Annotated in this window: 20 protein-coding genes; 10 read left to right on the plus strand and 10 right to left on the minus strand. The window is 64.8% G+C overall.

Annotation, left to right across the window (positions count from 1 at the left end; genetic code table 11):
• Positions 1–43 precede the first annotated feature (43 nt).
• Positions 44–286, minus strand: coding sequence for a pentapeptide MXKDX repeat protein (locus tag AAFG16_RS26525; RefSeq protein ID WP_027557981.1), 243 nt, complete (start codon positions 284–286; stop codon positions 44–46).
• A gap of 340 nt (positions 287–626) precedes the next feature.
• Here AAFG16_RS26525 and dctP point away from each other — a divergent pair, with 340 nt between their 5' ends.
• Genes dctP through AAFG16_RS26540 form a run of 3 tightly spaced genes read left to right on the plus strand, consistent with a single transcriptional unit; the run spans position 627 to position 3555 of the window.
• Positions 627–1649, plus strand: coding sequence for a TRAP transporter substrate-binding protein DctP (gene dctP, locus AAFG16_RS26530; RefSeq protein WP_342730057.1), 1023 nt, complete (start codon positions 627–629; stop codon positions 1647–1649).
• Positions 1646–2200: a TRAP transporter small permease gene (locus AAFG16_RS26535; protein WP_342730059.1), complete on the plus strand. Its 555-nt coding sequence runs from the start codon at positions 1646–1648 to the stop codon at positions 2198–2200. Before dctP ends, AAFG16_RS26535 begins: the two co-directional genes overlap by 4 nt.
• Entirely contained in the window at positions 2197–3555 is a 1359-nt protein-coding gene (locus AAFG16_RS26540) for a TRAP transporter large permease (protein ID WP_092216350.1), read from the plus strand. Before AAFG16_RS26535 ends, AAFG16_RS26540 begins: the two co-directional genes overlap by 4 nt.
• Positions 3556–3624: 69 nt before the next feature.
• Here the strand turns inward: AAFG16_RS26540 and AAFG16_RS26545 are convergent, their stop codons facing one another.
• Positions 3625–4308 (minus strand): GntR family transcriptional regulator, encoded by a 684-nt coding sequence (locus AAFG16_RS26545; RefSeq protein WP_342730063.1) that lies wholly within the window; start codon positions 4306–4308, stop codon positions 3625–3627.
• 211 nt (positions 4309–4519) lie between these two features.
• Between AAFG16_RS26545 and AAFG16_RS26550 the strand changes: the two genes are divergently transcribed.
• From AAFG16_RS26550 to AAFG16_RS26565, 4 genes are all read left to right on the plus strand, one after another.
• A complete protein-coding gene (locus AAFG16_RS26550) occupies positions 4520–5128 on the plus strand; it encodes a TRAP transporter small permease (protein ID WP_342740975.1) in 609 nt (202 codons plus the stop codon).
• Positions 5128–6393, plus strand: coding sequence for a TRAP transporter large permease (locus AAFG16_RS26555; protein ID WP_342730065.1), 1266 nt, complete (start codon positions 5128–5130; stop codon positions 6391–6393). Before AAFG16_RS26550 ends, AAFG16_RS26555 begins: the two co-directional genes overlap by 1 nt.
• Before the next feature lie 24 nt (positions 6394–6417).
• A complete protein-coding gene (locus AAFG16_RS26560; RefSeq protein WP_342730067.1) occupies positions 6418–7401 on the plus strand; it encodes a TRAP transporter substrate-binding protein in 984 nt (327 codons plus the stop codon).
• An 86-nt stretch (positions 7402–7487) separates the two neighbouring features.
• Complete coding sequence (locus AAFG16_RS26565; protein WP_027557974.1) at positions 7488–8414, plus strand: dihydrodipicolinate synthase family protein; 927 nt, start codon at positions 7488–7490, stop codon at positions 8412–8414.
• Positions 8415–8539: 125 nt separating this feature from the next.
• On the opposite strand, the gene AAFG16_RS26570 is transcribed toward AAFG16_RS26565, so the two are convergent.
• The 4 genes from AAFG16_RS26570 to AAFG16_RS26585 form a co-directional block, all read right to left on the minus strand.
• A complete protein-coding gene (locus AAFG16_RS26570; RefSeq protein WP_342730070.1) occupies positions 8540–9451 on the minus strand; it encodes a hydroxymethylglutaryl-CoA lyase in 912 nt (303 codons plus the stop codon).
• A 1-nt stretch (position 9452) separates the two neighbouring features.
• The gene (locus AAFG16_RS26575) at positions 9453–11456 is read right to left on the minus strand and encodes an acetyl/propionyl/methylcrotonyl-CoA carboxylase subunit alpha (protein WP_342730072.1); all 2004 of its coding nucleotides are present in this window, start codon (positions 11454–11456) and stop codon (positions 9453–9455) included.
• Between the two features lie 4 nt (positions 11457–11460).
• The gene (locus tag AAFG16_RS26580; RefSeq protein ID WP_342730074.1) at positions 11461–13065 is read right to left on the minus strand and encodes a carboxyl transferase domain-containing protein; all 1605 of its coding nucleotides are present in this window, start codon (positions 13063–13065) and stop codon (positions 11461–11463) included.
• Positions 13066–13138: 73 nt separating this feature from the next.
• Positions 13139–14311 carry an isovaleryl-CoA dehydrogenase gene (locus tag AAFG16_RS26585; protein ID WP_342730076.1) on the minus strand — a complete coding sequence of 391 codons (1173 nt, stop codon included), beginning with the start codon at positions 14309–14311 and terminating at the stop codon, positions 13139–13141.
• Positions 14312–14413: 102 nt separating this feature from the next.
• Between AAFG16_RS26585 and AAFG16_RS26590 the strand changes: the two genes are divergently transcribed.
• Positions 14414–15442, plus strand: coding sequence for an AraC family transcriptional regulator (locus AAFG16_RS26590; RefSeq protein ID WP_342730078.1), 1029 nt, complete (start codon positions 14414–14416; stop codon positions 15440–15442).
• Positions 15443–15533: 91 nt separating this feature from the next.
• Here the strand turns inward: AAFG16_RS26590 and AAFG16_RS26595 are convergent, their stop codons facing one another.
• The 3 genes from AAFG16_RS26595 to AAFG16_RS26605 form a co-directional block, all read right to left on the minus strand.
• The gene (locus tag AAFG16_RS26595) at positions 15534–15824 is read right to left on the minus strand and encodes a DUF3551 domain-containing protein (protein ID WP_342730080.1); all 291 of its coding nucleotides are present in this window, start codon (positions 15822–15824) and stop codon (positions 15534–15536) included.
• Positions 15825–16047: 223 nt separating this feature from the next.
• Positions 16048–16539 carry an Lrp/AsnC family transcriptional regulator gene (locus AAFG16_RS26600; protein WP_283079338.1) on the minus strand — a complete coding sequence of 164 codons (492 nt, stop codon included), beginning with the start codon at positions 16537–16539 and terminating at the stop codon, positions 16048–16050.
• Positions 16540–16735: 196 nt separating this feature from the next.
• The gene (locus AAFG16_RS26605) at positions 16736–17041 is read right to left on the minus strand and encodes an ETC complex I subunit (RefSeq protein ID WP_283079339.1); all 306 of its coding nucleotides are present in this window, start codon (positions 17039–17041) and stop codon (positions 16736–16738) included.
• A 257-nt stretch (positions 17042–17298) separates the two neighbouring features.
• Here AAFG16_RS26605 and AAFG16_RS26610 point away from each other — a divergent pair, with 257 nt between their 5' ends.
• Positions 17299–18480 carry an OpgC domain-containing protein gene (locus tag AAFG16_RS26610; RefSeq protein WP_283079340.1) on the plus strand — a complete coding sequence of 394 codons (1182 nt, stop codon included), beginning with the start codon at positions 17299–17301 and terminating at the stop codon, positions 18478–18480.
• A gap of 42 nt (positions 18481–18522) precedes the next feature.
• On the opposite strand, the gene AAFG16_RS26615 is transcribed toward AAFG16_RS26610, so the two are convergent.
• Complete coding sequence (locus tag AAFG16_RS26615; RefSeq protein WP_283079341.1) at positions 18523–18717, minus strand: hypothetical protein; 195 nt, start codon at positions 18715–18717, stop codon at positions 18523–18525.
• Positions 18718–19036: 319 nt separating this feature from the next.
• Here AAFG16_RS26615 and AAFG16_RS26620 point away from each other — a divergent pair, with 319 nt between their 5' ends.
• Positions 19037–19195: a hypothetical protein gene (locus tag AAFG16_RS26620; protein WP_283079342.1), complete on the plus strand. Its 159-nt coding sequence runs from the start codon at positions 19037–19039 to the stop codon at positions 19193–19195.
• The last annotated feature ends 134 nt before the right edge of the window (positions 19196–19329 follow it).

Raw genomic sequence — 19329 nt, forward strand, 5'->3', positions numbered from 1 at the left:
AAGAGGACGCGTTTGCCTTCGCAGACGCGACGACGGCGGAAGATCAGTTCTTCTTCATCATCCCGTCGTCTTTCTTCATCCCGTCCTTGGACATGTGGTCCTTCTTCATGCCGTCGTCCTTGGACATGGTATCCTTCTTCATGCCGTCCTTCGACATCGTGTCCTTCTTCATCATGCCGTCGTCCTTGCCCATCTTGTCCTGGGCGAAGGCGGCCGGCGACAGCGCAAGGCCGAGCGAGAGAGCGGCAGCCGAGATGCCGAGCGCGATGCGGGTACGAATGGTCATGGGTCATCTTCCTTCGAGCTGATGTTGGCCAGCGACGGATGCCGCTACCTCAAGCTCGACGGATCGGGGCCCGCGCCTGTTACGTGCGGCGCTATTTTTTTTCGCCGATGCCAAACCTGACCGCGGGACCACCGGTTCGACACAATTTCGCCTGCGTGACCCCCGCTAGTGCCGCCGACCGCCGAAGGGTGAGTGTGCGGCGCAGCAATGCCCGCGACTTGCCGCCGCATTCGGTCTCGAACTATCAGACTAGAGAATATCGGGTGGAAGACCGGCTAGGATGGGCCCAAGCCGGCCTCAAGACCCGATCACGTCAAGAACCGTCCAAGGGGATACATTTATGTTCACGCGTCGTCACCTGCTCGCGACTGCCGTCGCAGCACCCGCCATTCTTCGCTTCGGCACCGGTACCGCGCATGCCGCGACCACGCTGAAGATCTCGCATCAATTCCCGGGCGGCACCGTCGACAAAGGCGATTTCCGCGACCGGCTCTGCCGCGTGTTCGCCGCCGAGGTCAGCAAGCGCAGCAATGGCGACATCGCTGCCGAGATCTATCCGAACTCCTCGCTGATCAAGACCAACGCGCAGTTCTCCGCGATGCGCAAGGGCGCGCTCGACATCAGCCTCTATCCGATGCCCTATGCCGGCGGCGAGCTGCCGGAGACCAATATCGGCCTGATGCCCGGCCTCGTGACCACCTATGACCAGGGCATGCGCTGGAAGAAGGAGCCGGTCGGCAAGGCGCTGACCGACTTCCTCGCCGACAAGGGCATCATCCTGCTCACCTGGGTCTGGCAGGCGGGCGGCCTCGCCAGCCGCTCCAAGCCGATCGTCGCCCCCGAAGACGCCAAGGGCATGAAGGTGCGCGGCGGCTCCCGCGAGATGGACATGGTGCTCCAGACCGCCGGCGCCTCGGTGCTGTCGGTGCCTTCGAACGAAATCTACGCGGCGATGCAGACCGGCGCGTGCGACGCCGCTCTCACCTCCTCCACCAGCCTGATCTCGTTCCGGCTCGAAGAGGTCGCGAAGTCGCTGACCTCGGGCGCCGGTGCCTCCTATTGGTTCATGCTCGAGCCGCTGATGATGTCGAAGACGATCTTTGACAAGCTGCCGAAGAATCAGCAGGACGTCCTGCTCGCGGTCGGCGCCGAGCTCGAAGCCTTCGGCCGCAAGGGCGCGCAGGACGACGACGTCGAGGTCGCCAAGGTCTACGAGAAGGCCGGCGCCAAGGTCTCGGCGCTCGATGCCGCGACCGTCGGCAAGTGGCGCGACATCGCCCGCGACACCGCCTGGAAGGACTATGGCGCCAAGACCGCAACCTCGGCGAAGCTGCTCAAGCTCGCCACCGATGTCTCGGCATGAGCCACGGTCCGCTTCCGGATCGTGACGACCAGGCGAGCGCTGCCGCAAGGACTGGCCCTGCGGCAGCGGTCGATCGCGGTCTCGCCGTCCTCAACAGCATCATCGTCGTGCTCGCCGCGATCGCGCTGGTCGCCGCCTGCGCCATCCTGAGCTACAGCGTGCTCAGCCGCGCGCTGTTCAAGGCCGCCAATTACTGGCAGGACGAGGCTGCGGTGTTCCTCCTGGTCGGCGCGACCTTCATGACGGCGGCCTATGTGCAACAGCACCGCGGCCATATCGGCATCGAGGCCTTCGTCGGCCTGCTGTCGCCGCTGGCGAACAGAGTTCGACTCTGGCTGGTCGATGTCGCGACGTTTTTGTTCTGCGCTTTCTTCACCTGGAAGTCCTGGACGCTCGCCCATGAGGCCTATGTCGACGGCCAGGTCTCGAACTCGATGTGGTCGCCGCCGCTCGCCATTCCCTATTCGCTGATGGCGCTCGGCATGAGCCTGCTCTGCGTCCAGATCCTCGTGCAGCTTGCGCTGCCTTTCGCTGGAGCGAGGCGTTCATGAGCGTTTTCGGTATCGGCGTTGCCTACGGGATAGCAACGCTGCTCGTGATGTTTTCAGGGATGCCCATCGCGTTCGCGCTCGGCGCGGTCGCGGTCGTGTTCATGGGCATCTACATGCCCGCCGCCTCGCTCGATACGGTGACGCAGAACGTCTACGAGGAGATGGCCTCGATCACGCTGCTGTCGATCCCGCTGTTCATCCTGAAGGGCGCGGCGATCGGCAAGTCGCGCGCGGGCCAGGATCTCTATTCGGCCCTGCATGCCTGGCTGCACCGCGTGCCCGGCGGCCTCGGTGTCGCCAATGTGTTCGCCTGCGCGCTGTTCGCGGCGATGGCGGGCTCCTCGCCCGCCACCTGCTCGGCGATCGGCTCGGCCGGCATCCCCGAGATGCGCAAGCGCGGCTATTCCGGCGGCTTTGCCGCCGGCATCATCGCCGCCGGCGGCACGCTCGGCATCCTGCTGCCGCCCTCGATCACCATGATCCTGTTCGCGGTCGCGGCCGAGAAGTCGCTCGGACGGCTGTTCCTCGCCGGCATCGGTCCGGGTCTGCTGCTGGTCTCGCTGTTCGGCGCCTATGCCGTGATCCGCTTCCGTCAGGAATATGCCGCCGCTGCCGCGATCTACGAGAAAGGTGGCCCGGAAGCTCCGATCCTGCAGCGCGACGAGTACACGCTCGCCGAACGCTTCAGTGTGCTGCCGCGCGTGATCCCGTTCGTGCTGCTGCTGACCGGCGTCATGATCGCGCTCTATGGCGGCTTCGCCACGCCCTCGGAAACGGCAGGCCTCGGCGGCCTGCTGGCGCTGGCGCTGATCGCCGCGATCTACAGCGTGTGGCGGCCGGGCGATCTTGCCCCGATCATGAGATCGACGATCCGGGAATCGACCATGCTGATGATGATCATCGGCATGTCGCTGCTCTATTCCTACGTGATGAGCTATCTGCACATCTCGCAATCGGTCGCCGAATCCATCGTCGCGATGCACCTGCCGCGCTGGGAGCTGCTGTTCGCGATCCTCGTCATGGTCGTCGTGCTCGGCTTCTTCCTGCCGCCGGTTTCGATTATCCTGATGACGGCACCGATCATTCTGCCTCCCTTACGCGCCGCCAATTTCGACATCATCTGGTTCGGTGTCGTCATGACCATCGTGATGGAGATGGGGCTGATCCACCCGCCCGTCGGATTGAACATCTTCGTCATCCGCAACGTCGCGCCCGACATCCCCTTGAGCGAGGTGATCTGGGGCACCCTGCCCTTCGTGCTCTTGATGATGCTCGCAGTGCTGCTGCTCTGCTTCGTGCCGGAGATCTCGACCTGGTTGCCGGATCTCGTGATGGGGCCAGACGGGAGCAGGTAACGGCAATCACCGCTGCCTTAGCAGGTGCCCACCACTTCTGAATGGTGGGCACGCTGCGCTTTGCCCACCCTACGATTTTTCCTTCCGCCGCGACCGCGGCGCGATCGCCACCACCTGCAAGAGATCCTTGCGCACGGCCTCGATGTGCCGCTCCAGGAAGCGGCAGGCTTCCTCGACCTTCTGCGTGCGGCACAGCGCGATCAGATGAGCGTGCTCCTTCTCCGCAATACCCATCGCCTTGGTGTTGGAGAGCTGCAACCGTGTGTAGCGGTCGCTGGTCTGTAGCAGTGACAGCACGATCGCGCGGGTGCGCGGCTGCGGCGCGTGGACGTAGAGCGCCATGTGGAAGTCGGCGTTGAGCTGGCCCCATTCACTGACATTGCGCGCCTTGATCGCCTTCTCGAACTGCTTGTGGATGTCGTCGAGGCCCTCGAAATCCTCCGCGCTGAAACGTGGCGCCGATTGCGCCAGCAACCGCGGCTCAAGGATGCGCCGCAGGTCGAAGACGTCGTTGATCTCGTCCAGTGACAGTTCCGAGACGATCGCGCCCTTCTGCGGCACGATCCGCACCAGCCCTTCCGCCTCGAGCTGGAACAATGCCTCGCGCACGGGGATGCGGCTGACGCCATAGGCCTCGCCGAGCGCGTCCTGGCGGAGCTGCGAGCCGGCCGGATAGGTGCCGTCGAGGATCGCCTGCCTGAGCTGGTCGACGATCGCGGCCGACAGGGTGCGATGCTTCAGAGGCTGTTTCATCTGACCTTCTGTCTTTCCCGACTCATCGGCGCGCAGCGGTCCCTCTCTTGCATGTTGGGGCACTCAGCAAAAGCCGGTGCCCAGCAAAAGCGCGCCCTGCCGCTGAAATGACCGCAATCTCCGTTTGACACCCAAATTGTATAAATTATACATTTGGCAATCGCACGACAAATCTTCGGGGGTTGGGGCCTCTTCCATGATCGAGCAGACGATGCCGGCCACGCGCGCGCTCAGCGTCCGACGTACGATCGTCCGGATGTCGAGCGCCCTGCTCGCCTTCGAGCGTCTGGCGCTGATGGGGCTGATGTACCTGCTCACCGGCCTGATCCTGGTGAACGTCGTCACCCGCTATGCGCGTTTCCCGATCTACTGGATCGATGAATCCGCGGTTTATTGCGTGGTCTGGCTGACCTTCATCGGCGCCTCCGCGATGACGCGGCTGCGGCTCGACTTCGCGGTGACGATGCTGACGGAGCGGCTTTCGCCGCAGCACCAGAAGATCGCCAAGGTGATCTCGACCGGCCTCGTCGTCGTCTTCGGCATCGCCTTGACCATCACCTGCGCGCTCTGGATGGATCCGATTGGCCTCGCCCGCGCCGGCTTCGACGGGCGCAAGCTCGCCGCCGAGACCTTCAACTTCCTCTACACCGAGCACACCCAGACGCTGAACTGGCCGACCTGGGTGCTCTATCTGACGCTGCCGATCTTCGCAGTGTCGATGACCGTGCACGGCCTCGCCAATCTCCTGGAAGATCTCGAGCTGGTGCCGCGCACGCCGCCGAAAGGCTTCGAGCTCTCCGAGCTCGACGGAGTCAACTGATGATCACGTCGGCCGCCTTCGTCGCGATCATGCTGGTCGGCGTGCCGATCGGTCTGTGCCTGTGCCTCGCCGGCCTCGTCTATATCGCGGCGTCCGGCAATCCCGTGCTGTTCCAGTCCTATCCGCTGCAGCTGTTCGGCGGCGTCGACAGCTACGGCCTGATCGCGATTCCGCTGTTCATCCTGATCGGCGAGATCATGAACGGCGGCGGCATCACACGGCGCATCGTCGACATGGCGATGGCGTTCGTCGGCTCGCTCAAGGGCGGGCTCGCCTACGTCAACATCCTCGCCAACATGTTCATCTCCTCCATCCTGGGATCGGCGACCGCGCAGGTCGCGATCATGGCCCAGATCATGGTGCCGGAGATGGAGAAGAAGGGCTACGACAAGACCTTTGCCGCGGGCCTCACCGCCTATGGCGGCATGCTCGGGCCGATCATTCCGCCCTCGGTGATGTTCGTGGTCTACAGCGTGCTGGCACAGGTCTCCGTCAGCGACATGCTGATCGCCGGCATCGTGCCGGGTGTCATCCTCACGGTGATGTTCTGCCTGGTCATCGCGCTGATGGGATACATGTACAACTATCCCCGCGCCGACTATCAGACGCCGCGCCAACGCCTTATGACGATCCTGCGGACCTCGCCGACGCTGCTGATCCCGATCGTCATCGTCGGCACGATTCTGAGCGGCCTCGCCAATGCGACGGAATCCGCGGCCGTCGGCGCCGTCGCCGCGGCGCTGGTCGGCAAGTACTGGACCAAGGAATTCAAGTTCTCGCAGTTGCCGCAGATGATGCTGCGCAGCGGCATCTACTCGGCGATCGTGCTGTTCCTGGTCGCCGCCGCGGCCGTGTTCTCCTGGGTCCTGATCTTCGGCAAGGTGCCGCAGGAAACCGCCGGCTGGATCCAGTCCGCCGCGAAGGACCCGATCAGCTTCATGCTGATCTGCAACGTCATCCTGCTGATCATCGGCACTGTCATCGACGGCATTCCCGGCCTGATCATGACCGTGCCGATCCTGCTGCCGGTCGCAACCGACGTCTATCACATCGATCCCCGGCATTTCGGCGTGGTGGTGGTGATCAACCTCGTGCTCGGCCTTTTGTCGCCGCCGGTCGGGCTCTGCTTCTTCGTCGCGGCTGCCGTCACCGGCGCCAAGCCCGGCAAGATGTTCATGGTGACGCTGCCGTTCTTCGTCATCTCCTGCGTCCTCCTCGTGCTGCTCTCGCTCTATCCCTCGCTCTCGCTGATCCTCGTCAAATAGGCCCGTTCAAAAGGAAGCCCGACCATGCCGCTTTCACGCCGCCGCTTTCTCGCAGCCAGTGCCGCCGCATCGGTGTTTGCGCCCTCGCTGGCGCTCGCCCAGGCCAAGGAATTCCGCCTCGGCCTGATCACGCCGAACGGCCATTCCTGGAACAAGGCCGCGCTCAAGTTCGGCGATGAGCTGAAGGCCGCCACCAACGGCCGCCTGACCCTGACCGTGTTCCACTCCGGCCAGCTCGGCAACGAGCCCGCGATGATGCAGCAATTGCAGTCCGGCGCGCTCGACATGGGCTTCATTCAGGCCGCCGAGCTCGGCTCGCGCGTGCCGCACATCGCCGCGATCAACGCGCCCTACATCGTCCGCTCGACGCCGGCGGTGGCGAAATTCGTGCGGCATCCGGCGGCGGTGAAACTGTTCGAGGTGCTGCCGCAGGAGACCGGCACGATCGGCCTCGGCTGGGGCATCACCGGCATGCGCGCGGTGTTCTCCTCCAAGGACCTGAATTCGCTGGCCGACATCAAGGGCATGAAGCTGCGCATCAACCCGACCCCGGTCTATCGCGACTTCTATTCCTCGCTCGGCGCAGCCCCAACGCCGATCCCGACGCCGCAGGTGTTCGACGCCATGGCCAACGGCCAGGTCGACGGCCTCGAGGCCGACCTCGAATTCTCCTGGAACCAGCGCTTCGACAAGGTGTCGAAGGTGATCCTGCAGATGAACGCCGTCTTCATGCCGATGGCGGCGGTCGTCTCCGGCCGGGTCTGGCAGTCACTCCCCGCAGCCGACCGCGAGCTGATCGCCAAGACCATCAAGACGACGCTGGACGCGCAGATCGACGAGCTCGCCGGCAACGAGCCGGCGCTGATCGAGAACTTCAAGAACGCGCCGATCCCGATCCGTCAGGTCCCCGCCGGCGACACCGAGGCCGTGATCGCCGAGTTCGACAAGATCTGGCTGCCCAAGGCGCCCGTCCTCGCCGAGCTGCGCAAGGTCGGCGCCACGCTCTGATCCCGCCCGCCATCATCTTCACCACAGCCGGCGGCCCCAGCCCCCCGCCGGCAATACACTTGTCAGAACTCACTTGGAGTGAACTCATGAGCCGCCGCGTTTCCTGGGAAGGCGTCTTCCCGGCCGTTACCACGCAATTCCACGACGATCTCTCGCTCGACATCGATGCGACCGCCAAGGTGATGGACGGACTGATCCGCGACGGCGTCTCCGGACTGATCGTCTGCGGCTCGGTCGGCGAGAACACCTCGCTCGAGCGCAAGGAGAAGGTTGCGATCATGGAGACGGCGAAGTCGGTCGCGGCCGGCCGCGTGCCCGTGCTGTGCGGCATCGCCGAATTCACCACGGCCTTCGCGGTCGAGACCGCAAAGGAAGCCGCGCGCGTCGGCATCGACGGCGTGATGGTGATGCCGGCGCTGGTCTACTCGTCCAAGCCGCATGAGACCGCCGCGCATTTCCGGGCCGTCGCCAGCGCGACCGACCTGCCGGTGATGCTCTACAACAATCCGCCGATCTACAAGAACGACGTCACCCCCGACATCCTCGCCTCGCTCGCCGACGTCGAGACCGTGGTCTGCTTCAAGGATTCCTCGGGTGACACGCGCCGTTTCATCGACACCAGGAACATGGTCGGCGACCGCTTCGTGCTGTTCGCAGGCCTCGACGACGTCATCGTCGAGAGCGTCGCCATGGGCGCGGTGGGCTGGGTCTCCGGCATGTCGAACGCCTTCCCGCGCGAAGGCGAGACGCTGTTCCGCCTCGCCAGGGCCGGCCGCTTGGCCGAGGCCATGCCGCTCTACGAATGGTTCATGCCGCTGTTGCACCTCGATGCCCGCCCGGACCTCGTCCAGTGCATCAAGCTGTGCGAGCACATCATGGGCCGCGGCACCGCACTGACCCGCCCGCCGCGCCTCGCACTGCTGCCGCAGGAGAAGGCCGAGGTCGAAGCCATGATGGTCAAGGCGCTCAAGAACCGGCCGCGCCTGCCGGATGTCGGGCTGAAGGCGGCTTAGGCGGGTTTCGTAGGGTGGGCAAAGCGAAAGCGTGCCCACCTTCTGCCAGTGATTGAGAAAGATGGCGGGCACGGCGCTACGCGCCTTTGCCCACCCTACGGCACCTGTGCGCGCCGCAAGCGGCCTTACGTCGCCGCCCGCTTCTTCTTCGCATTCAGCGCGGATGCCACCCGGCTCACCGGCGGCTTGCCGAGCACGCCGCTCATCGCGTTCGTCGCCGCGAGCAGCTTCTCCATATCGACGCCGGTCCTGACGCCCATGCCTTCGAGCATGTAGACCACATCCTCTGTCGCAACGTTACCCGTGGCGCCCGGCGCGTAGGGACAGCCGCCGAGGCCGCCGGCGGCGGCGTCGATGACGCGGACGCCCTCCTCCAGGCCGGCATAGAGATTGGCGAGCGCCTGGCCATAGGTGTCGTGGAAATGCATCCCGAGTTTTGCGGGCGGGATGTTGGCGCTGACCGCGCGCAGCATTTCTTTCGCCTTGGCTGGGGTGCCGACGCCGATGGTGTCGCCGAGCGAGATCTCGTAGCAGCCGAGGTCCCACAGCGTATTGGCGAGATCGGCGACCGCCTTCGGCTTGATCTCACCGTCGAACGGACAGCCGAGCACACACGATATATAGCCGCGCACGGGCACGCCGTCGGCCTTGGCCCGCGCCAGCACCGGCTTGAACCGCTGGATGGACTCCGCGACCGTGCAATTGATGTTGGCGCGGGAGAAGCCTTCAGAGGCCGCAGCGAACACGGAGACGACCTTGGCGCCTGCAGCGCGGGCGGCGTCATACCCCTTCTCGTTCGGTACCAGCACGTGGAATTCGGCGCCCTTGACGTGGGCGACGCCGCGCAGCACGGCATCGGAGCTCGCCATCTGCGGGATCGCCTTGGGCGAGACGAACGCGCCGACCTCGACCGTATGGAGGCCGGCCGCAACCAGCGCCTCGATGAAGGCGATGCGGGCCTCGACGCTGACCGGCGTCTTCTCGTTCTGGAGGCCGTCGCGCGGCCCCATCTCGATGATGCGGACGGGATCGCTCATCTCATTCCCCCGAAGGTTCGACCACGGCGAGCTCGACGCCTTCCTGCACGATGTCGCCGACCTTGCATTTGATCGACTTCAGCACGCCGGCATAGGGCGCCCGCAGCGTCTGCTCCATCTTCATCACTTCGAGGGTCAGGATCGGCGCGCCCTTGTCGAGCTTGGCGCCCTCCTCGGCCAGCACGGCGACGACCGTGCCGGGCAAGGGCGCGGCGATCTTGTCCTCGCCGACATGCTCCTCGCTCTCGCCGCCGAACGGATCGACCCAGTGCAGGTCGAACCGGCCATTGCGCGTGCGCAAATACAGCTCGTGGCCGTCGATCACGGCGGCGACGGAGGATTTGACGCCGTCGAGCGTCAGGTCGAAGCCGCCATCCTTCGGCGCGGTCGCAAACGCCAGCTCGCGGTCGCCGATCACCAGCGTGGACGGGCCGCTGCCATAGTTCAGCGTGATCTCCTGCTCCGGACCATGTCCGACGCGAAAGGCAAAGCTGCGCTGGCGGCGGCCGACCGGCTGCCAGCCAAAGGTCTGCCACGGAGAATTCGCCTCGCCTTGCGCGACCTGCCGCTCCTCGTTGACGATCGCGGCGACCGCAGCGCACAGCTCGAGCTCCCCGGGTGCCGGCGCCGCCGACGTCAGCACCGCCAGCTCGCGCTCGATGAAGCCGGTGTCGATCGCATTGGTCCGTACCTTCGGGTGCGTGATCAGCGCCGACAGGAACGGAATGTTCGTGACGATGCCGCGGACGTCGGATTCTTCCAGCCCACGGTTCAGCCGGTCGATCGCGACATCGCGCGTCGGCGCCCATGCGATCATTTTTGCCAGCATCGCATCATAGTAAGGCGAGACCGCATCGCCCTCGCGATAGCCGAAATCGATGCGCAAGCCGCCCGTCTCCGCAGGCAACCGCCAGGTCGAGATCTTTCCGACCGACGGCATGAAATTCTTGGTCGGATTCTCGGCGTAGACGCGCGCTTCGATCGCGTGGCCGTTGAGCTTGATCTCGTCCTGCTTGAGCGGCAGCGCCTCGCCGAAGGCGACGCGCAGCTGCCATTCGACGAGATCGACGCCTGATATCAGCTCGGTCACGGGATGCTCGACCTGCAGGCGCGTGTTCATCTCGATGAAGAACACGTCCTTGCCGTCGGAGACGAACTCGATGGTGCCGGCGCCGACATAGTTCACCGCGCCCGCCGCTTTTCGCGCAGCGGCGCAGACGGTTTCGCGCTGGGCGGCATTGAGCGTCGGCGACGGCGCCTCCTCGATCACCTTCTGGTGCCGGCGTTGCAGCGTGCATTCGCGTTCGAACAGCGAAAGCAGATTGCCGTGGCTGTCGCCGATGATCTGCACCTCGATATGCCGGGGATTGTCGACATATTTCTCGATCAGCATGCGGTCGTCGCCGAACGCGGCCAGCGCCTCGCGCTTGGCGCTGACGATCGCGGGGCCAAGCTCGGCCGCCGAGCGCACGATGCGCATGCCGCGCCCGCCGCCGCCGGCGGAGGCCTTCACGAGAACAGGGAAACCGACCTTCTCGGCCGCCTTCGCCAGGGTCGCATCATCCTGCGCCTCGCCGTGATAGCCAGGCACCAGCGGCACGCCGGCCTTCTCCATCAGCGCCTTCGAGCCGGACTTCGAGCCCATCGCCGTCATCATCTCGGCGGTCGGGCCGACGAAGACGAGGCCCGCGTCGTAGCAGGCCTGCGCGAATTCGGCATTTTCGGACAGGAAGCCGTAGCCGGGGTGCACGGCCTCGGCGCCGGTCTTCTTCGCGGCCTCGATCAGCCGCTCGACATTGAGATAGCTGTCGCGGGCGCGCGCCGGCCCGAGCAGCACGGCTTCGTCCGCGAGCGCGACATGCATGCCGTCGCGGTCGGCCTCGGAATAGACCGCGACCGTGCGCAGGCCCATGGCGCGCGCGGTGCGGATGACGCGGCAGGCGATCTCGCCGCGGTTGGCGATCAGGAGCGTGCGAAAACGGCGGTAGAGCTTTGAGCGGTCCATCGCATCACATCCTGAACAGGCCGAACTTCGTCGGCTCGATCGGCGCATTCGAGGCGGCCGAGAGGCCAAGGCCGAGCACGAGGCGGGTGTCGGCCGGGTCAATCACGCCGTCGTCCCAGAGCCGCGCGGTCGCGTAATAGGGATGCCCCTGATGCTCATATTGCGCGCGGATGGGCTCGCGGAACTTATCTTCCGCCTCCTTCGACCAGCTGTCGCCCTTGGCCTCGATATTGTCACGCCGGACCTGGCTCAGCACCATTGAAGCCTGCTCGCCGCCCATCACCGAGATGCGCGCGTTCGGCCACATCCAGAGGAAGCGCGGAGAATAGGCGCGGCCGCACATGCCGTAATTGCCGGCGCCATAGGAGCCGCCGATCACCACGGTGAATTTTGGTACCGAAGCGGTCGCAACCGCCGTCACGAGCTTGGCGCCGTCGCGCGCAATGCCGCCGGCCTCGTATTTCTTGCCGACCATGAAGCCGGTGATGTTCTGCAGGAACACCAGGGGAATGCCGCGCTGGCAGCACAGCTCGATGAAGTGCGCGCCTTTCAGCGAGCTTTCGCTGAACAGAATTCCGTTGTTGGCGATGATGCCGACTGGAAAACCCCAGATATGGGCGAAGCCGCACACCAGCGTCGTGCCGTAGAGCTTCTTGAACTCGTCGAACTCGGAGCCGTCGACCAGCCGGGCGATGATATCGCGCACATCGAACGGCTTTCTGCCGTCGACCGGCACCACGCCGTAAATCTCCTCCGCCGCAAACAGCGGATCGCGCGCCGGATTCATGTTGAGGTTGGGCCGCACCGACGGCTTCAGCGTGCCGACGATGCGGCGGGCGATGCCGATCGCGTGCGCGTCGTTCTGCGCATAGTGGTCCGTCACGCCCGACTGCCGCGAATGCACGTCGGCGCCGCCGAGCTCTTCCGCGCTGACGACCTCGCCGGTCGCGGCCTTCACCAGCGGCGGGCCGCCGAGGAAGATGGTGCCTTGATTTCGCACAATGATGCTCTCGTCCGACATCGCCGGCACATAGGCGCCGCCGGCGGTGCAGGAGCCCATCACGATCGCGATCTGCGGAATGCCCTGTGAGGACATCTGGGCCTGGTTGTAGAAGATGCGGCCAAAATGCCGCTCGTCCGGAAAGATCTCGTCCTGCAGCGGGAGGAAGGCGCCGCCGGAATCGACCATGTAGACGCAAGGCAGATTGTTCTGCCGCGCGATGTCCTGCGCGCGCAGATGCTTCTTCACGGTCATCGGATAGTAGGTGCCGCCCTTGATGGTGGCATCGTTGGCGACAACAACGCATTCGCGACCAGCGATGCGCCCAACGCCGGTGACGACGCTCGCCGAGTGCACGTCGCCGCCATAGAGGCCGTAGGCCGCGAGCGGCGACAGCTCCAGGAACGACGTCCCGGCATCGACCAGCAGGTCGACGCGTTCGCGCGCCAGCATCTTGCCGCGCGACGTGTGGCGGTTGCGGGAGGCCTCGCCGCCGCCGCCGGCAACCTGGCTCAGCTTTTCACGCAAGTCGGCGACGAGCGCGCGCATGGCATCCGAATTGCGCGCAAAGTCCGATGAAGACGTATCGATGCTGGAATGGAGCGGCATGTGATCCCGCGGTCTGGTGTGACGTGGTGAGAGGCCGCGGGCAAGGCGTCGCGGCCATTTCATGGTGGAGGGTTTAGGCCGTCTCGGACATCAATTCGCGGCCGATCAGCATGCGGCGCACTTCGGATGTCCCCGCGCCGATCTCGTACAGCTTGGCATCGCGCCAGAGCCGTCCGACCGGAAACTCGGACGTATAGCCGACGCCGCCGAGCGCCTGGATCGCCTCGCCTGCCATCCACGTCGCCTTTTCCGCGGAATAGAGGATCGCCGCCGCCGCATCCTTGCGAAGCGTGCGGGCGTGGCCACCGCGGTCGCAGGCTCGCCCCACGGCGTAGACATAGGCGCGCGTCGCCTGCCAGGTCGAATACATGTCGGCGAGCTTGCCCTGCATCAGCTGGAAGTCGCCGATCGGCTGGCCGAACTGTTTTCGCTCGTGCATGTAGGGCACCACCGCGTCCATGCACGCCGCCATGATGCCGAGCGGGCCGCCCGAGAGCACGGCGCGCTCGTAGTCGAGACCGGACATCAGCACCTTGACGCCCTCGCCCACGCTGCCCAGCACGTTCTCCTCGGGCACCTCGCACTCGTCGAAGAACAAGGGATAGGTGTTGGAGCCGCGCATGCCGAGCTTGTCGAGATGCTGGCCGTGGGTGAAGCCTTTAAAACCTTTCTCGATCAGGAAGGCGGTCATGCCGCGCGGGCCGGCCTCCGGATCGGTCTTGGCGTAGACCACCAGCACGTCGGCATCGCCGCCATTGGTGATCCACATTTTCGAGCCGTTGAGCACGTAGCGGTCGCCGCGCTTGTCGGCGCGCAGCTTCATCGAGACGACGTCGGAGCCGGCGCCGGGCTCGGACATCGCCAGCGCGCCGACATATTCACCTGAGATCAGCTTCGGCAGATAGCGCTGTCGCTGCGCATCGGTGCCGTTGCGGCGGATCTGGTTGACGCAGAGATTGGAGTGCGCGCCGTAGGACAGGCCCACGGCGGCCGAGCCTCGCGAAATCTCCTCCATGGCGACGATGTGGGCGAGATAGCCCATGTTCGAGCCGCCATATTGCTCCGGCGCGGTCATCCCGAGCAGACCGAGGTCGCCGAAGCGCTTCCAGAGGTCGGCCGGGAACAGATTGGCTTTCTCGACCTCGGCAGCGCGCGGGGCGACCTCCGCTTCCACGAAGGCGCGAACGGTGTCGCGCAGCATGCCGATGTCTTCGCCCAGATCGAAGTCGATGCTCGGGATGTTCAAGGCGATTCCTCCGTCTTCTTGTCGAGCCCGAACCTACCCCCGCCCGGGCGCCGCTTCGGTCGAAAAGGTTGCATTTTCCGCCAAGTTTGGCGAGGATTTTTCATGCCCTTTCAAGCCGCGACAGCGATGCCCCGCCGCGCCATGACCCCCGCCGCCTTTGTCCGCGGCGTGGTCGCCGCCTATGGTCGCTACGGGCGGGATCCTGCCGGCGCGCTGGCCAAGGGACAGGTCACCGATGACTTGGTTCGGTCCGGCGACGGGCGGGTGACCGCCGCCCAGTTCGAGGCGCTGGCGGGCCATGCCATGCGCGAGCTCGACGACGAGGCGCTCGGCTGGTTCTCGCGCCGGCTGCCATGGGGCACCTATGGCATGCTGTGCCGCGCCTCGATCACGGCGCCCAATCTCGAGGTCGCCCTCAAGCGCTGGTGCCGCCATCACCGCCTGCTCACCGAGGACGTGCTGTTCGAGCTCTCGGTCAGTGGCGAGATCGCGACCATCGCCATCCGCGAGCAGCGTGATCTCGGACCGTTGCGCGAATTCTGCCTGGTCACCCTGCTCCGCTATATCCTCGGCTTCTCCTGCTGGGCGATCGATTCCGCGATCGCGCTGCGCGCGGCGGAATTCCCTTACTCCGAGCCCGGCCACGTCTCGGTCTACCCGACCATTTTCTGCCGGACCTTGAGCTTCGATGCGGATGGCGCGCGCATCGTCTTCGACAAGCACTATCTGTCGTTGCCGCTGACGCGCAGCGCCGCCGATCTCGACAGCATGCTCAAGGGCGCGCTGCGGCTGACCGTGCTGCCCTATCGGCGCGACCGCCTGCTGGTCGAGCGCGTCCGCCGCGTGCTCCGCCATGCGCGCGGCCGCAGTCTCGGCGCCGAGGATGTCGCAAGCGAACTCGCGCTCTCCACCCGCACCATGCACCGCCGCCTGCGCGAGGAAGCAACCTCGCTGCGCGATCTTAAGGAAGAAGCAAAGTTTGAGCTCGCCAAGCAGGAACTGATGCGCGGCCGCACGCCAATCAAGCGGATCGCGGAGATCGCGGGCTTCCGCAACGAGAAGAGCTTTTCCCGCGCCTTCCGCACCTGGACCGGCGCCTCGCCGCGCGAGTTTCGCGGAAGATATCGATGAGGCGGACCATCATCTGCCTGTCATGAATTGACGGCCTCCGAGATCGCTCCCGGAGGCCGCAATGTCCTGGATCGGGTCTCGATGTCAGGCGTTAATTCTGCGCGCCCTGGCGAGCCTTGGGCTGTTTCGTCTGCTTCGGCTGGAAGGCGAGCGCGTCGTTGCTGGCCTTCGACGAGCCACCGGCCTGCGAGCACGAGCCGCCGATGCCGCCGGCCGCCTGACGGCAGGCTTCCATCGTCGGATAGCCGCAGCCATGCGCGGCCTGGGCGCCGTTGGTGATGCAGTAGTCGTCGGCCTTCGCCGCCGGCGCGGTCATCATCAAAAACGCAGATGCAAACAGCGTCGCGGCGGACGCGACGAACGTCTTCGAGGTCGGAGTCATGCTGTCTTTTCCTGCTTAAAGGGTCCCACAAAAGCGCCCCCGGCATGCGACGCAGGCCGGGGTTCACACCTTGCATCTAGGCCGCGCCCGGGCGCCGGCAATCGCGCCCCGGCGCATTGCAGGGCTTCGTAAATAACATGTCACAGTTAGGTGAGTTACTAAACTATATGACAGGATCGCAGCTTCCTCTTTATGAAATCCTCGCCGGAAAGTGAGATGTCCCCTAGCCCGCTGAGGCGACCGCCAGCTCCTGCACCGGCAGCGGCACGTCCTTGGCGACGCCCAGCACCGGGAAGCTGCGGACGTTCTTCACGTCGGGCATCGCGGCAAAGTGAAGGAGCTGCTGGCGCATGCTCTCGACGCTCGGCGCGACGCATTTCAGGAGGTAGTCGGTGTCGCCCGAGATGCGCCAGCACTGCTGGATGCGCGGGATCGCGGCGATCGAGTTCTCGAACGCCTCCAGCACTGGCTGAGCCTGGCTGCCGAGCTGGATCGAGACGAACGACACCACCTCATAGCCGAGCAGCCGCTCGTCGATGACCGCGCGCACCGCCCGGATCACGCCGCGGCTGAACAGCGATTTCAGCCGCCGCAGGCAGTTTGGTGCGGACACGCCGACGCGCAGCGCCAGCTCGTTGTTGCGCACCCGCCCGTCCTGCTGCAGCTCGGAAAGAATTTTCAGATCGACGCCGTCGAGCTGGTCACGCCCGGCCATCCCCCCACCTCGTCATGGTCCCGTCATCGGAGGCAGCGAAGCACGGGGCGAGATTGGTGCCAAGAGCTTGGGGCTGGACACGCTCTTTCGTCATGGCCGGGCTTGTCCCGGCCATCCACGTTCTTTCCCGCTCCCCCAAAAACGTGGATGCCCGGGACGAGCCCGGGCATGACGTGCCGATAGAGTTTGCCTCGGATCAATGCGTCCAGGGCTCGCCGCGGCGGAACGAGAAATTATCGGCATAGGCGACCGGGCGGCGGATCGAATCCTGGGGCTCGATCACCTGGTAGGCGATGCCCTTGCGCTCGCAATAGGCGACCGCCTCTTCCTTGGTGTGGAAGCGCAGCGTGATCTGCTGCTTCATGTCGCCGGACGAGGTCCAGCCCATCAGCGGCTCGACCGAGCGCGGCTGCTCGGGCTCGTAGTCGAGCTGCCATTCCTTGGTCTTGGACCGGCCGGATTGCATCGCGTTCTTGGCGGGCTTGAAAATGCGTGCGGTCATGGGTGGTCCGGCCTCTTGGTCTTTTCGTTCGATTTCGATGCGTCAGGGTGGCAGTTGGTGGAAACTTCAGGGATAGTATAGAGACACCGATCGGGAACTGTTCGGTGATTCCAGTCCCTTGGGTGCCCGTCACCGACGGGTATAGTCATTATGCTGCACCGTGACAATTGTGTACCCGCCGTCCGCCCCGGGACCCCGCCCGGTGCCCCCGCCTCGCCGACCTCAGCGTATCCGCCCCCTACGAAAGCTCCCGTCGCATGGCCTTCCTGAACGTCAGCGCAACGCTCCCCGAGAAAGGCCGTGACCTCAGGCTCGACCTGTTTCGCGGCGTCGCGAATTGGGCGATCTTCCTCGATCACATCCCCGACAACGTCGTGAACTGGATCACGACGCGCAACTACGGCTTTTCCGACGCCGCGGACCTGTTCGTCTTCATCTCCGGCTACACCGCCTCCTTCGTCTATGCACGGATGATGCTGGAACGCGGCTTCATCGTCGGCGCCACGCGCCTGACCAAGCGGGTCTGGCAGCTCTACGTCGCCCACATCATCCTGTTCGTGATCTACATCGCCTCGATCAGCTATCTCGCGCTGCGCTTCGGCGATTCCGATATGATCAACGAGTTCAACGTCGCCGGCCTCGTCGACAACGCCACCGAGACGCTGCGCCAGGGCCTGTTCCTGCGCTTCAAGCCGCTCAATCTCGATGTGCTGCCGCTCTACATCGTGCTGATGGGGCTGTTTCCGCCGGTGCTGTGGTTCATGCTGCGCAAGCCCGACCTGACGATGGGGCTCTCCATCGCGCTGTGGCTGGCCGCGCGTCACTTCGGCTGGAATCTGACCGCCTATCCGGCCGGCCAGTGGTACTTCAACCCCTATTGCTGGCAAGTGCTGTTCGTGTTCGGCGCCTGGTGCGCCATGGGCGGCGCGCGGCGCTCGGGCGCGCTGATCAACTCGCAGATCACGCTGTGGCTCTGCCTCGCCTATCTCGCCTTCGCGCTGGTCATGACCATGGCCGGCCGCTTTCCGAGCCTCGGCGGCATGTTTCCGGAATGGCTGTTCTCGGCCTTCAACCCAAACGACAAGACCAACCTCGCGCCCTATCGTTTCATCCACTTCGTCGTGATCGTGATCCTGGTGATCCGCTTCGTGCCGAAGGACTGGCCGGGCCTCGAATGGAAGATCTTCGATCCGGTCATCGTCTGCGGCCAGCAGTCGCTCGCCGTGTTCTGCGTCGGCGTGTTCCTGTCCTTCGTCGGCCATTTCGAGCTGTCGATGAGCTCGGGCTCGCTGTTCGCACAGCTCTTCGTCAGCATCGCCGGCATCGCGATCATGACGACGGTGGCCTACTATATTTCCTGGTCGAAGAAGCAGGACAAGCCGCTGAAGCCGCCGCCGCCGGCCAAGCCTGCGGCCGCTTCGCCGGCAAAGGCTGCCTGAGCTCGCGGCAGCGATACTGCGCCTGATGGCGGCGATGCCGCCTCAGGCCGCCTCTTCGCCGTCGAACTCGGTGAACTTCTTGTAGATCCAGTCGCGGCCGTCGTGGCGGCGCCACACCTTGCCGTACACGAGCTGCCCGTTGATCGAGCGGCGCGGCACGATCACGGTCCAGAGGTGCCAGATCTCGGTCCAGTTCGACTGCGAACCGACGGTTTGGACGTTGCGATCGAAAGACATGACGCAGAACTCACGCGATACGAGCGCCGCGACGAACTGTGATCTTGTGTGAGCACCCATTGGAGGTACCCCCGTCGCGAGCCAGGGACCAATTTGATAGTGATCGCCGGGACTTCCGCAACAACCGCTCTGTCTTAACCTAACTGGTCAACCTTACTACAGCCGTCCGGACTGGTTGAAAGCGGATGCCGATTTTTCTAGAATGCGTGCACCATTTGAGAATGAGCGCGCCATTTTGGACGCGTGGTGATTTCTAAACGACGTTGACTTTTGAGCGTGCTGGAATTCTGAAAAGTATTGATCGGGCGGGACGACCACAATGAATTTGCAATGTGCATGTCTGCGCTTGGCGGTGCGCTCGACGCCGCCTGCTCCGCTGATCAAGATATCCATCCAGGTGCCGCCGAAGGCCGCCAACGACAACCATCTGGTCTGGCCATTGCTGCCGTTTCCGCTCGGCTGGTACGCCTCGAACTGATCGCGGACCATGCTTTGAAAAGCGCAACGCCGCGCAAGCGGAGTATTATCGCTTGGCGGCGTCCGTTTAGGCATTGGGCGCTGAAATCCCCAACACCCATATGTCTATGGCGACGAGCAAAGGTTCGATGAAGC

It is taken from the genome of Bradyrhizobium sp. B117 (assembly GCF_038969555.1).
Taxonomy (GTDB): Bacteria; Pseudomonadota; Alphaproteobacteria; order Rhizobiales; family Xanthobacteraceae; genus Bradyrhizobium.